10 protein-coding genes are annotated in these 13,255 nt (G+C 70.0%); 1 reads left to right on the plus strand and 9 read right to left on the minus strand.

The genetic code is table 11. The annotated features are described in order from the left end of the window. Nucleotides 1-3,444 carry an NACHT domain-containing protein gene (locus EDD29_RS20150; RefSeq protein ID WP_123665902.1) on the minus strand — a complete coding sequence of 1,148 codons (3,444 nt, stop codon included), beginning with the start codon at nucleotides 3,442-3,444 and terminating at the stop codon, nucleotides 1-3. 256 nt (nucleotides 3,445-3,700) lie between these two features. Between EDD29_RS20150 and EDD29_RS20155 the strand changes: the two genes are divergently transcribed. After that, nucleotides 3,701-4,201, plus strand: a complete 501-nt coding sequence (locus EDD29_RS20155) for a hypothetical protein (RefSeq protein ID WP_123665903.1) — start codon at nucleotides 3,701-3,703, stop codon at nucleotides 4,199-4,201. A 24-nt stretch (nucleotides 4,202-4,225) separates the two neighbouring features. Here EDD29_RS20155 and EDD29_RS20160 read toward each other — a convergent pair whose 3' ends face one another. The 8 genes from EDD29_RS20160 to EDD29_RS20195 form a co-directional block, all read right to left on the minus strand. Continuing rightward, complete coding sequence (locus tag EDD29_RS20160) at nucleotides 4,226-4,495, minus strand: hypothetical protein (protein ID WP_123665904.1); 270 nt, start codon at nucleotides 4,493-4,495, stop codon at nucleotides 4,226-4,228. Between the two features lie 189 nt (nucleotides 4,496-4,684). Further along, nucleotides 4,685-6,745, minus strand: coding sequence for a bifunctional aldolase/short-chain dehydrogenase (locus EDD29_RS20165; protein ID WP_123665905.1), 2,061 nt, complete (start codon nucleotides 6,743-6,745; stop codon nucleotides 4,685-4,687). Between the two features lie 4 nt (nucleotides 6,746-6,749). Further along, nucleotides 6,750-7,907, minus strand: a complete 1,158-nt coding sequence (gene rhaI / locus EDD29_RS20170; RefSeq protein WP_123665906.1) for an L-rhamnose isomerase — start codon at nucleotides 7,905-7,907, stop codon at nucleotides 6,750-6,752. 62 nt (nucleotides 7,908-7,969) lie between these two features. Continuing rightward, complete coding sequence (locus EDD29_RS20175) at nucleotides 7,970-8,293, minus strand: L-rhamnose mutarotase (protein ID WP_123670583.1); 324 nt, start codon at nucleotides 8,291-8,293, stop codon at nucleotides 7,970-7,972. 65 nt (nucleotides 8,294-8,358) lie between these two features. Then, the gene (gene rhaS, locus EDD29_RS20180) at nucleotides 8,359-9,447 is read right to left on the minus strand and encodes a rhamnose ABC transporter substrate-binding protein (protein ID WP_123665907.1); all 1,089 of its coding nucleotides are present in this window, start codon (nucleotides 9,445-9,447) and stop codon (nucleotides 8,359-8,361) included. Nucleotides 9,448-9,524: 77 nt separating this feature from the next. Then, entirely contained in the window at nucleotides 9,525-10,544 is a 1,020-nt protein-coding gene (locus EDD29_RS20185; protein WP_123665908.1) for an ABC transporter permease, read from the minus strand. Then, the gene (locus tag EDD29_RS20190; protein ID WP_123665909.1) at nucleotides 10,534-11,589 is read right to left on the minus strand and encodes an ABC transporter permease; all 1,056 of its coding nucleotides are present in this window, start codon (nucleotides 11,587-11,589) and stop codon (nucleotides 10,534-10,536) included. The genes EDD29_RS20185 and EDD29_RS20190 overlap by 11 nt, the downstream gene beginning before the upstream one ends. Then, on the minus strand, nucleotides 11,586-13,097 hold the full coding sequence (locus EDD29_RS20195; RefSeq protein ID WP_123665910.1) for a sugar ABC transporter ATP-binding protein: 1,512 nt from the start codon (nucleotides 13,095-13,097) through the stop codon (nucleotides 11,586-11,588). The genes EDD29_RS20190 and EDD29_RS20195 overlap by 4 nt, the downstream gene beginning before the upstream one ends. Nucleotides 13,098-13,255: the final 158 nt, after the last annotated feature.

The raw sequence follows: 13,255 nt of genomic DNA on the forward strand, positions 1-13,255 counted from the left end.
TCAAACCCGCACGAGAACAACGGCCTGACCGCCGACCTCCTGCCCTGTCGCGATGACCGCGAGCATGCCGAGCAGTCCCCGCAGCCTTTCGACGGCCACCGGTGCCGGCGCACCGGAGCTCCGTAGAAGCAGGAGTGCGGTGAGCACCGCGGCCGCGGCCATGGCGACGTCGGCCGTCCGCACGGCGTGCTGACGGCGGTCCCAGACCGGCCCGAGCAGTCGCTGAGCCCCGCTGAGAAGGTCGGTCACCTCCCTGGGGCAGTCGGCGGGCAGCTCTTCCAGCGCGTGCTGGAGTGCGGCGAGTGGATCCCCCGCCCAGGGCGTCCCGGGCAGGAGCGACTCCAGCGCCGTACGGAGGAAATCCTCGAACAGGGCCGCTCTGGCGGCACGGCGCCGCCCGCCCTGTGCTTCCGTCCAGGCCCCGGTCAGGCTCTCCGCCACGGCGATCATGACCTCATCCAGGGACAGGCCCTTCCTACGGTGGGCCCGGGCCAGCGCCAGCTCCTTGAAAGCCCGCGCTCCGGTGCTCTCCTCCTCCGCGCCGTTCAGGGCATCGGTGAAAGTGCGGGCGAGCGTGAGGCCGAAGCCGCCGCCGTCCGAACCATCGATCGGGCGCTGCAGAGCGATCTCGCGCGCGAGAGCGAGCCTGGCGGGATCAGGGTCTGCCGACTCCTTGACCCGCGCACACGCAACGCTGAGGTCACGGGAGCGTCCGCGGGGCAGGCCCAGCCGAACCGTCGGCTGAAGGACGGTGCGGAGCGGGCCGAGCGGGTCGAACGCGAACCGAGGCCCGACCGACAGGTCCGAGAAGATGCCCTGATACCCGACGCCCGCCGGACCGTGGAACTCACGCAGGTAGCCGACGAGTGCGTTGTGCAGGCGGTGCAGGTCCCGGCCGAGTGCCTGGTCATAGCCACCGCCGAACCGCTGGGCGAGGCCCTCGATGCGGGTGATCTCGCGCGTGGAATCCGCGTGGAGCTCCGCCAACCGCAGGTCCCCGGCCGACGCCTCCCAACCCTGCTGCGGGACCGGGAACCCCTCGAGCAGTGTCCGAGCCCGGCCGAACGCATAGGTGCGAGCACGTAGGCCGGCGCCAGGCTCGCGAGCGAACGCGACGAGCGCTTGCACCGTGACGACGAGTTCGAGCAGGGTGGCCTGGCGCCTCACCGGTATGTCGCCGACGCCTTCGTCCAAGCGGGCGTAGACGAGCAGCTCGGGAAGACCGAGAAGCGACGAGCCTCCGGCGAGCGCGAGGGGGAAGTGCAGATGATCGGCGATCAGGCGAGCGAGCCGGACGGATACTTCGTTTCGCAGCGCGTAGGGGTGCGCGACGCCGGGCGGTACATGCAGGACGAGTTCCGCGTCGCGCCGGACCCACACCGGCCGCCTCGCCAAGGACGGGATTTCCAGAACGCCCGGGTGCGCCATCTCTTCCTGATCGGGGAAGCGGTAGCCCGTGCCGTCATCGAAGAGGCGGTTCAGCCAGTCCAGGTAGAGAACGGCGTCGGTCGCCCACATTCCGGTCGCCACCTCCTGTCCGCCGGCGTGGTCGGGCAGGCTGAGTCTGCGGCGGCGCGCGTCCGCTACGAACCGGTGCCACAGGTCACCGATCACCGGACGTGCGCAGACCCCGGTGCCGTTCGGCAGACGAACCGTCGCGTACAGGACACGGGAAGCGGCCACGGCCGAGGTCAGCCTGGTCCGCGCCGGATCGTCGGCACCCGTCTCGGTGAGGAGCCGGTTGAGGCGTTGACGGGCCGTCGGGGTCAGGCGCTCGGCCTGGTCCGCGCAGTCGAAGGCGAGCGCGAGGGCACGGACCGTCCCCGACGCCAGGCATGCCTCGACGACCGGGGTCGCATCGGCTCCGGCCGCCCATAGCAGCGTCGTCTCCCTCCACCAAGGGTCGTCCACGCCGGACGTGAGCAGGCCCGCCTCACCGGGCTCGGCCCGCAGGTGCGCCGCGGCGAGATACTCCTGGAGCGTCAGGTGGGCGAAGCCGTACAGGCCGCTCTCCCGCTCCACGAGCAGGCCGCAGGCCCTGATCCCGTCGAGGAACGCCCTCGCCGTCAGCCGCTCCGTGACGGCCTTGAGCGGCTGGTCGATCGCGTCCCAGGCCTCCCCGTCCCGGATGTCGCGCCGCTGATTCCGCATCATGTGCAGGGCCAGATGCCGGATCACCGTCTCCTTCTGCGAACCGCTCAGCTCGGTCGGGTCGGCGAGGTTCTTGGCCTCGCTCCGCCGGTGCAGGAGCACGATGCACATCTCCGCGTACAGGCCGGCACGGCTCCCCGGCAGTTCGCCCCGGTAGCGGTGCACGAGCGCGATCATCGTCAGGAGCAGCGGATTGGCCGCGAGGTCCTGGAGGGCCGGAGTGTCACGGACCCGGGCGATGAGGTCGGCGGACTTCCGGTCGGCGTGTGCCTGGACGTCGGCCGGGGAGCCCTGCCGGGCCCGCTGCTCCACCGCGCGGTACCAGGCGCGCAGGAACCGGGCGATCTGGTCGACCGTGAAGCGCTGTACCTGAAGGACATCGGCGTTCGGCAGCGGGTTCGACAGGTAGCCGTGCGGCCGTGACGTGATCACGAAGGAGTTCTCGGGATACCTGCCGATCTGATCGGTCACCCAATCCCTCACCCGCCTCCGGTCCGCCTCCGAGGCCACCTCGTCGAGCCCGTCCAGCAGGACGACGCACCTACCGCGGTCGAGCCGGGCGCGCAACCAGTTCGCCGGGATCACGCCCCGCAGCCACCGTGCCGAGGCGGCGGCTTCTGCGAGGTCCTGTGGCTTCTCGCCGAGGATCCCGGTGGCGTGGTCGCGCAGGTAGAGCAGGACGGGCACGGGCCGGTGCCGCCAGAATCCCCACGGACGCCGGCCGGCGAGATCGAGGGTGGTGTGCCTGGCGAGTGTGGTCTTGCCCGATCCCGCCGCGCCGAGGACGGCCAGCACCGACCCTCTCTTCAGGAACGAGCCGAGGGGCTGACGCCTCCCCGCGAGCAGGTCGCCCACCGAGCGGCGATCGGCTTCGCTCGGATCATTCCCCGGTTCCCCGGCGTCCGTATCGTCGGGCTCGTCGGTTCCGATGCCGCTGTCGGCGGCGATGTCGGCGGCCGGGCGAGGCTGGAGCATGACGTCCACGTAGACCTGCTCGGAACGCAGGACGAACTCGCCCTGGGTGACGACGCCGATCGTCTCCATGTCCGACACGGCGGCCCTTACCCGTCTCATGTAAGCGCGCCGTCTGACGCCCGGGGATGCAGCGCTCTCTCTCGCGGTCTGCGTCAGCGCGGTCGCGAACAGCGCGCCCGCCACCGCCAGGCCGAAGGCCAGATATGCCCAGTGCCGGCTGAGTTCGCCGTCATCGAGGATCTGGTTGACCGCGACGCCCGCCGCGACGAGGGTGAACGCCGACATCAGGGTCAGAACCGTGTACAGGATCGAGCGCATTGTGGAGGCCAGTGAGCTTTCGTCTCCGGGGGATCATCCGGCTCAACCCTCTCCCGAGGCACGGTCATCGCCCCCGCAGAGTGGCGACATCGTGACAGATCCGAAATGGCGTCTGTGTCCGGTAGTACGGATCACCGGAGACCGGGACGCGTGACGGGACCGGAGTCCCACTCCGGCCGTGCGAGAGGGACACAGGCCCCTGGAAGGGAGGGGCGAGCGCGCCTAGTGTGAGGCGGTCCCCCCATGGAGGTGCGCGGTGCCGGTCGAGGTCGTTCTCGTCATGCTCAGTGTTGTGGTCGTCGGCGCGCTGCTGACCTGCTCGGTGTACGCGGCCGTGCAGGCCGTCGTGCGGACGCGGTTGCGGGAGGGGGTGTCCCACACGTCCGGCGAGGTGCTGGAGTGCGCGCCGACGCCCCCGGACGTCTCGCTGGACGCGCCCTACCGGACCCGGGTCCGGTTCACGACCGGCCACGGCGCCCAGGTCGTCGCGGTCGCCGGGCAGGAGACGCCGGTCTTTCCGCACGACATCGTCCAGGTGCGCTACCGCAGGTCCGATCCGCGGATCGTCGTGCCCGAGCACGCGCAGTCCGACGCGGGCACGTACGCGACGATGGCCGTTCTCCTGCTGGTGATGGCCGCGCTCGGGTTCCTCCAGTGGCACCACGCGGTCTTCGACGCGGTCGCCCACTGGACCGGAGGCGAGGCGCCGGAACTGCCCTGGCTGAACCTGCACTTCCTCACCGGCCGGGAATCCTGACGCCCGGACGCGACGGACGCCGTCTCAGTACACCCAGTGCCGGGTGAAGGCGTGCCCGCACCTACCTCCGGGGATCAGCGTCCGGCAGGGCTTCGAGGGCGTGCCCGTGAAGCCCTCGCACCCGTCCTCGGACATGCAGGACGCGTCGCCGGGACCCGGCCACTCCGCGAGCCGGACCTCCAGGTCGGGCATGCGCTTGCGCACATCATCGAGGGCCTGCCCGATCGCGACCTGCGCTTCGTCGAGCAGTCTCGCCTGTTCGGGAGACATCCCGTCTCCCATGTACTCCGCCATGATGGTGCTCCTCTCGGCTGCACCCTCCCCCTCCCAGCCTAAGCCGCCCCGCGCAAAGCCCACTTCGCCCCGCCCGGAGAATGCGGCAAATCCGACTCTCGGCGGTGCTCTTCGGTGCGCTTCGGGGGAAAGGGAACCGCGTCCGGCCCCCCATAGGCCGGACGCGGTCGTTTCCCCGGGAGGGGAGTTCTAGCGGAGGAAGGCCGCCGCCACGCCGGCGTCCACGGGGATGTGGAGGCCGGTGGTGTGGGTGAGGTCGCCGCCGGTGAGGGCGAAGACCGCGTTGGCGACGTGCTCGGGAAGGACCTCGCGCTTGAGGAGGGTGCGCTGGGCGTAGAACTCGCCCAGGTTCTCCTCGTCGACGCCGTAGACGGCGGCGCGCTTGGCGCCCCAGCCTCCGGCGAAGATGCCCGAGCCGCGCACGACGCCGTCGGGGTTGATGCCGTTCACCTTGACGCCGTACTCGCCGAGTTCGGCGGCCAGGAGGCGGACCTGGTGGGCCTGGTCGGCCTTGGTCGCGCTGTAGGCGATGTTGTTCGGGCCCGCGAAGATCGAGTTCTTCGAGGAGATGTAGACGATGTCGCCGCCCATCGCCTGGTCGATCATGATCCGGGCGGCCTCGCGGGAGACCAGGAACGAACCGCGCGCCATGACGTTGTGCTGGAGGTCCCAGTCGGCGACCGTGGTGTCCAGCAGCGGCTTGGACAGCGACAGGCCCGCGTTGTTGACGATCAGGTCGACACCGCCGAAGGCGAGGACCGCCTCGGCGAGGCCGGCCTTGATCTCGTCCTCGCTGGTGACGTCCGCGGCGACCGCGATGGCGACGTCGGACGCCTGGAGCGCGCCTCCGCCCAGCTCGGCGGCGATCTTCTCGGCCGCGGCGAGGTCCCGGTCCGCGACGACGACGCAGGCGCCCTCGTCGGCCAGCCGACGGGCGGTGGCCGCGCCGATGCCGGAGCCGCCGCCGGTGACGAACGCGACGCGGGTCGCGAGCGGCTTCGGCTTGGGCATCCGCTGGAGCTTGGCCTCCTCGAGGGACCAGTACTCGATGCGGAACTTCTCGTTCTCGTCGATCGGCGCATAGGTCGAGACGGACTCGGCGCCGCGCATCACGTTGATGGCGTTGACGTAGAACTCGCCCGCGACGCGCGCGGTCTGCTTGTTCGCGCCGAAGGAGAACATGCCGACGCCGGGCACGAGCACGATCGCCGGGTCGGCGCCGCGCATGGCCGGGGAGCCCTCGACCTTGTTGCGGTCGTAGTAGCCCGCGTAGTCCTCGCGGTACTGCGCGTGCAGTTCCTTCAGCCGGGCCTTGACGTCCTCGACCGGCGCGTCGGGAGCCAGGTCCAGGACCATCGGCGACACCTTGGTGCGCAGGAAGTGGTCCGGGCAGGAGGTGCCGAGCGCGGCGAGGCGCGGGTGCTCGGCGCGCGAGACGAAGTCCAGGACGACGTCCGCGTCGGTGAAGTGCCCGACCTGCGGACGGTCGGTGGAGGCCAGGCCCCGGATGAGCGGGAACAGCTCGGCCGCGCGGGCGCGCCGGACGTCCTCCGGCAGCGCCTCGTACCCGGCGATGACCGGGCCGAAGGGCTCGGCCTTGCCGTGCTCGGCCAGGAAGGCCTCCGCGGCGCGGATGATCTCGAGGGAGTTGGCCTGGCACTCCGCGGAGGTCTCGCCCCACGCGGTGATGCCGTGGCCGCCCAGGATCACGCCGATCGCCTGCGGGTTCTCCGCCTTGATCGCCGCGATGTCCAGCCCCAACTGGAATCCCGGGCGCCGCCACGGCACCCACGCCACCTTGTCCCCGAAGATCCTCCGGGTCAGTTCCTCACCGTCGGCAGCGGTCGCGATGGCGATGCCGCTGTCCGGGTGGAGGTGGTCCACGTGCGCGGCCTCGACGAGGCCGTGCATGGCCGTGTCGATGGACGGCGCCGCGCCGCCCTTGCCGTGCGCGCAGAAGTCGAACGCGGCGACCATCTCGTCCTCGCGCTCCACGCCCGGGTACACGTCCACGAGGGCGCGCAGCCGGTCGAGGCGGAGCACGGCGAGGCCGGCCGCCTTGAGGGTGCCCAGGTCGCCGCCGGAGCCCTTGACCCACATGAGGTCGACGGGCTCGCCGGTGACCGGGTCGGTCTCGACGCCCTTGGCGGAGGCGTTCCCCCCCGCGTAGTTGGTGTTGCGCGGGTCGGCGCCGAGCTCGTGACAGCGGTTCAGCAGGTCCTGCACCACGGTGTTCACAGCGTCGCTCATCTGATCAAGCCCCCCAGCCGGCCTGGTTGCCGCCGACACGCTCGGCGGAGATCTTCTCGAGGTACCCGGACGCCTTGTAGGCGGCGATCGGGTCGCCCGCCAGGCCCTTGGCCTCGCGCCACTCGGCGAGCAGCGGACGGACATCGGTGTTGTAGGCGTCCATGAGGACGCCGTTCGCGCCCAGCACGTCGCCGGAGTTCTGCGCGGCCTTGAGGGCCGCGGTGTCGATCAGGAGGGCCTTGGCGGTGGCCTCCTGGACGTTCATGACAGAGCGCATCTGGCCCTGGACCTTAGGCTCGATGTTGTGGCACTGGTCGAGCATGAAGGCCACTTCGGAGTCGGCGTCGAGGCCGCCCCCGCGGATCACCTCGTGCATGATCCGGAAGAGCTGGAACGGGTCCGCGGCGCCGACCATCAGGTCGTCGTCGGCGTAGAACCGGGAGTTGAAGTCGAAGGCGCCGAGGCGGCCGACGCGCAGCAGCTGGGCGACGATGAACTCGATGTTCGTGCCGGGCGCGTGGTGGCCGGTGTCGACGCAGACCACGGCCTTCGGGCCGAGCGCGAGGCAGTGCAGCAGCGAGGTGCCCCAGTCGGGCACGTCGGTGGTGTAGAACGCGGGCTCGAAGAACTTGTACTCGAGCTGGAGGCGCTGGTCGTCGCCGATCCTGGCGTAGACCTCGGCGAGGGCCTCGGCGAGGCGGTCCTGGCGGGCGCGGATGTCGTCCTGGCCCGGGTAGTTCGTGCCGTCGGAGAACCACAGCTTGAGGTCGCGCGACCCGGTGGCGTCCATGACGTCGACGCACTCGAGCAGGTGGTCGGTCGCCTTGCGCCGGACCCGGGGGTCGGGGTGGGTGACCGAGCCGAGCATGTAGTCGTCGTCCTGGAAGACGTTGGCGTTGATCGTCCCCAGCTCGACGCCCTGGTCCTTGGCGTAGGCGGCGAGCGCGGCGTAGTCGTCGACCTTGTCCCAGGGGATGTGCAGCGCGACGGTCGGGGCGGCGCCGGTGTAGGCGTGCACCTGGGCCGCGTCGGCGATCTTCTCGAACGGGTCGCGCGGGACGCCCGCCTGCGCGAACACCTTGAAGCGGGTGCCGGAGTTGCCGTAGGCCCACGAAGGCGTCTCGATGGCCAGGCGGTCCAGCCCGGCGCTGATGTCAGTCATTTTCCATCCCCGAAAATCACAGGTGGTGCGGGTAGTCGTCGAAGCTCGGTCACAAAGGGGCGTTATGCCAGGTGGAACACCTCGGTGAGCGGCAGCATCCCGGTGTCGGGCGCCGCGCCGTCGAGGTCCTCGAAGAACTCGGCCATCTCGGCCTGCCAGCGGGCGTTCACCGCGGTGGCGTCCATGCCGGTCAGGGCCTTGTCGAAGTCGTCGGTCTCCAGGTAGCCGACGAGCAGGCCGTCGTCCTCCCGGAGGAAGAGGGAGTAGTTGTGCCAGCCGGTGTCGCGGAGCGCGGCCTGCATCTCGGGCCAGACCGCGGCGTGCCGCTCCTTGTACTCCGCCATACGGTCCTTGCGCACCTTCAGCAGGAAGCACACACGTCGCATCTTCGTCAGGCCTTTCTGCACTGCCAGAGGGGGCGGGCCCTCCCGGAGGAGGGCCCGCGCACGGATCAGAAGTCGAACTGGTCGATGTTGCTCTTGTCGAACGTGAACGGGTCGCCGAGGATGATCTCCCCGTTGGCGCCGATCGTGCGCTCGCCGAGCTTGCCGGCCTTCAGGACCTCGCCCTCGGCACCGGTGATCTGGCCGGAGGCCAGGGCAGCGGCGGCGTAGGAGGCCAGGTAGCCCAGGTCGTTCGGGTTCCAGAGGGCGAAGGACGCGACGGTGCCGTCCTTGACGTACTTGCGCATCTGGTTCGGGGTGCCGAGGCCGGTCAGGACGACCTTGCCCTTGTACTCCGAGGAGGAGATGTAGCGCGCGGCGGCGGAGATGCCGACCGTGGTGGGCGAGATGATGCCCTTCAGGTTCGGGTACGCCTGGAGCAGGCCCTGGGTCTGCTGGAAGGACTTCTGGTCGTCGTCGTCACCGTAGGCGATCTTGACGAGCTTGATCTTCGCGTACTCGGGCTTCTTGAGCTCGTCCTGCATGAACTCGATCCAGGTGTTCTGGTTCGTCGCGTTCGCCGTCGCCGACAGGATCGCGATCTCACCCTCGCCGCCGATCTGCTCGGACAGGAGCTGGACCTGGCTGCGGCCGATGGCCTCGGAGCTCGCCTGGTTGATGAAGATGTCGCGGCAGTCCGGGTTGGTGTCGGAGTCGTAGGCCACGACCTTGACGCCCTTGTCACGCGCGGACTTGAGCGGGCCGCAGACGGCGTTGGCGTCGTTGGCCGCGATCAGGATCGCGTCGTGGCCCTGCTGGACGAGGGTGTTGACGTAGGAGACCTGGGAGGACGCGGAGGCGTCGGACGGGCCGACCTCCTTGGCCTCGCCCTTGAACTCCTTGGCCGCCTCGATGCCCGCGTGGTCGACGATCGTCTCGTACGGGTTGTTGATCTGCTTCGGCAGGAAGGCGAGCTTCAGGCCGTCCTTGATCGGGGCGTTGGGGTCGGCGGTCGCGGTCGTGCCGCTGTTGGATCCGGCGTCGTTGCTCGCCGAGTCCTTCGTCGTGCCGCCACCACAGGCGACCAGGCTCAGCGCCAGGAAGCCGGCGGTCGCGATCGACAGCGTGGTGCGCACGCCGCGGAGGGGAGTGATCACTTTCAGTGGCCTTTCCAGGGTGGAAGGGGTGGAGGGAACCGTGTGGTTCTCGGGGAGGGAAGGTTCTCGGGGCCGTGTCAGCCCGATGCGGAGGCCTCGGCGACCGCGCGCCTTCGCGATCTGCCTTCGCGGTACAGGACCGCGAGGCGGGGCGCGAGGACCGAGATCACCAGCAGCAGGCCGGTGACGATCGCCTGGACCTCGGTCGAGACGTCGTCGAGCATGAGGAGGTTGCGCAGCACGCCGATGAGCAGGACGCCGGCGATGACGCCGCCGAGGGTGCCCTTGCCGCCGTCGAAGTCGACGCCGCCCAGGAGGACCGCGGCGATGACGCTCATCTCCAGGCCCGCACCGTTGTCGGCCCGGGCGCTGCCGTAGCGCAGGGTGAAGACGATGCCCGCGAAGGCCGCGACGAAGCCGGTGACGACGAAGAGGATCAGCTTGATCCGCTTCACCCGGATGCCGGCGAAGAACGCGGCGTCCTCGGAGTTGCCGATGGCGAACAGGCTGCGGCCGAGGCCGGTGGCGTGCAGCAGCAGGCCGGTGATGATCGCCAGGACGATGAACAGCGCGACCGAGTAGGGGATCGCGGTGCCCGGGACGGTCTCGGTGGCCCACTCGGAGTACACCTGGGGGAACTCCGAGACGGCCTCGGTGCCGAGGACGACGTAGGCGAGGCCCCGGTAGAGGGTCATCGTGCCGATGGTGACGGCCAGGGACGGGAGTCCGAGCTTCGTCACGAGCAGTCCGTTGACGAGGCCGCAGATCGCGCCGACCACCAGGACGAACGGGACGATCGTCTCGAACGTCCAGCCCGCGTTCCAGAGGTATCCGGTGAGCGCGCTCGACAGGCCGAGGACGGAGGCGACCGACAGGTCGACCTCGCCACAGACGACGAGCAGGGTCATCGGCAGCGCGATGAGGGCGATCTCGGCGAGGTCGCTCAGCGCGAACGCGATGTTGTCGGAGTTCCCGAAGTTCTCGTTGGTGCCCAGCCCCGCGCCGAAGACCGCGACGAGCATGACGCCGACGAGGACGTCCCAGCGGAGGATCTTGCCCAGCGCGGGAGCGCGGCGGGCGATGAGGTCAGGAGCCATGGCGTGCGGCACTCCTCTTGCGCAGGGTACGGGCGACGCGCAGCGAGACCAGCCGGTCCGCGCTGATCGCCAGCAGCAGCAGGAGGCCGGTGAGGGCGTCCTGCCAGAACGAGTTGACCTTCAGCACCACGAGGACGCTGCCGATCGTGGTGAGCAGCAGCGCGCCCAGCGCCGCGCCGTAGACCGTGCCGACGCCGCCGACGATGGCGACACCGCCGACGACGACCGCGCTGACGACCGTCAGCTCCCAGCCCGCGGCGTTGTCCGCGACGACGGTGCCGAAGCGGGACAGCCACAGCACGCCCGCGACACCGGCGAGGAGCCCGTTCACCACGTAGGCGGTGAGGACGCGCTTGCTGATCGGGACGCCCGCGAGGCGCGCGGCCTCGGGGTTGGAGCCGATCGCGTAGAACTCGCGGCCCGACGGGTAGGCCCGCAGGTAGTAGCCGACGATGAACATGATCGCGACGGCGATGACCGGCAGGTAGGGCACCCCGAGGAAGCCGCCGCTGCCCAGGTCCAGCAGGCCCTGCGGGACATTGGCCGCGTTGATCTGCTGGCCTTCGGCGATGTAGTAGTCGATGCCCTTGATCACGTACAGCATGCCGAGGGTGACCACGAGGGCCGGGACCCGGCAGAAGCTGACGAGCAGGCCGTTGACGAGGCCGCAGACGACGCCGATCACCAGGCCGACGATGACGGCGAAGGCGATCGAGTGCCCGTCGGTGACGAGCTTGCCGGTGACGAACGCGACCAGGCCGACGACGGAGCCGACGGACAGGTCGATGTTCCGGGTGACGACCACGAGGGTCTGGCCGACCGCGAGGAGCGTCAGGATCGAGGCGTTGAGGAAGATGTCCTCGACGCCCTGGGCCGACAGGAACCGCGGGTTGGCGATGGTCGTCGCCACGACCAGGAGGATCAGGGCGGCGGCGATGGTCAGCTCGCGGGCGCGCAGCACCTTGTCGAGCAGGCCGTCCTTGTCCTGGATCGGGGCGGGCGGTGTGGGCGGCGTCGCCGTCGGGGAAGCGGTCACGGCGGTCATGCGGCCTCCTTGCCGGGGCGGCCGGTGGCGGCCGACATGATGGACTCCTCGGTCGCCTCGGCACGCGGGATCTCGGCGGTGATCCGGCCCTCGTGCATGACGAGGACTCGGTCGGCCATGCCGATGACCTCGGGCAGGTCCGAGGAGATCATGAGGACGGCCAGGCCCTGGGCGGCGAGCTCCGACAGGAGCCGGTGCACCTCGGCCTTGGTGCCGACGTCGATGCCGCGGGTGGGCTCGTCGACGATCAGGACCGACGGGTCGGTCGCCAGCCACTTGGCCAGGACGACCTTCTGCTGGTTGCCTCCGGACAGGACGCCGACGTGGTCGGTGGCCTTGCCGTACTTGAGCTGGAGGCGCACCGCCCAGTCCGCGGCGTTCGCGTGCTCGGCGGCGCGGGAGATGAACGGGCCCTTGCTGAGCGCCTTCAGCCGGGTGAGGCCGAGGTTGCGCTCGATGGACATCTCCATGACCAGGCCCTGCTGGCGGCGGTCCTCGGGGACCAGCGCCACGCCTGCGGCCATCGCCCCGGTCGGGCTGGAGTTCTTGAGCGGGCTGCCGGCGACCTCGACGCTCCCGGCATCCCAGCGGTCGATGCCGAAGATCGCGCGGGCGACCTCGGTCCGTCCCGCGCCGACGAGTCCGGCCAGGGCGACGATCTCGCCGCGGCGGACGTCGAAGGAGACGTCGGTGAAGGTGCCCTCGCGGGTGAGCCGGGAGACCTTCAGGGCGACCTCGCCCGGGACGACGTCCTGCTTGGGGTAGAGCTCGTCGAGGTCGCGGCCGACCATGCGGTTGACCAGCTTGTCCTCGTCCAGCTCCTCGATCCGCTCGCTGGCGATCCAGGCGCCGTCCCGCAGGGTGGTGACCCGCTGGCAGATCGCGAAGATCTCCTCGAGCCGGTGCGAGATGAACAGCAGGGCGCAGCCCTGGGCCTTCAGCGCCGCGACGACGTTGAAGAGCCGAGCGGTCTCCTGGCCGGTGAGGGCCGCGGTCGGCTCGTCCATGATCAGGACCCTGGCGTCCCGCGAGATGGCCTTGGCGATCTCCACGACCTGCTGGTCGGCGATCGACAGGCCCTTGGCGGGGCGGCGCGGGTCGAGCGCCACGCCCAGGCGGCGGAACAGCTCCGCGGCCTTGGCGTGCATGGTCTTGCGGTCGATCCGGCCGAGCGCGGAGCGGGGCTGGCGGCCCATGAAGATGTTCTCCGCGACCGAGAGGTCGGGGAACAGGGTGGGCTCCTGGTAGATGACCGCGACGCCGGCGCGCTGGGCGTCGGCGGGGCTGTTGAAGACCACCGGCTCGCCGCCCAGGAGGATGCGGCCGGAATCGGGGCGGTGCACGCCCGCGAAGGTCTTCACCAGGGTCGACTTGCCGGCGCCGTTCTCACCGGCAAGAGCATGGACCTCGCCCGCATACAGCTCAAGGCGCACGCCCTTGAGAGCGCGCACGGCGCCGAACGACTTGCTCACGTCGACCAGCGCCAGCACGGGTGACTGTTCGCTCACTCGCGGCCTCCTGATCTCATAGCGGGTTCCTTCTGACGAAAATCGTTTTAATGCTGTGTTGGTGGATGAACGTAGATCCGAGGTGACCAGCCCGTCAAGTCCCACGTCACGGCAAATTTACGTACTTGACACGTTTTAAAGATGGTCTCAAAGTATGT

This window comes from Actinocorallia herbida, from assembly GCF_003751225.1.
In the GTDB taxonomy this organism is placed as follows: Bacteria; Actinomycetota; Actinomycetes; order Streptosporangiales; family Streptosporangiaceae; genus Actinocorallia; species Actinocorallia herbida.

Coding starts and splice junctions, on each gene's coding strand:
- EDD29_RS20150 (WP_123665902.1), bottom strand. CDS start 3,444: ATGCGCTCGATCCTGTACACGGTTCTGACCCTGATGTCGGCGTTCACC.
- EDD29_RS20160 (WP_123665904.1), bottom strand. CDS start 4,495: ATGGCGGAGTACATGGGAGACGGGATGTCTCCCGAACAGGCGAGACTG.
- EDD29_RS20165 (WP_123665905.1), bottom strand. CDS start 6,745: ATGAGCGACGCTGTGAACACCGTGGTGCAGGACCTGCTGAACCGCTGT.
- rhaI (WP_123665906.1), bottom strand. CDS start 7,907: ATGACTGACATCAGCGCCGGGCTGGACCGCCTGGCCATCGAGACGCCT.
- EDD29_RS20175 (WP_123670583.1), bottom strand. CDS start 8,293: ATGCGACGTGTGTGCTTCCTGCTGAAGGTGCGCAAGGACCGTATGGCG.
- EDD29_RS20185 (WP_123665908.1), bottom strand. CDS start 10,544: ATGGCTCCTGACCTCATCGCCCGCCGCGCTCCCGCGCTGGGCAAGATC.
- EDD29_RS20190 (WP_123665909.1), bottom strand. CDS start 11,589: ATGACCGCCGTGACCGCTTCCCCGACGGCGACGCCGCCCACACCGCCC.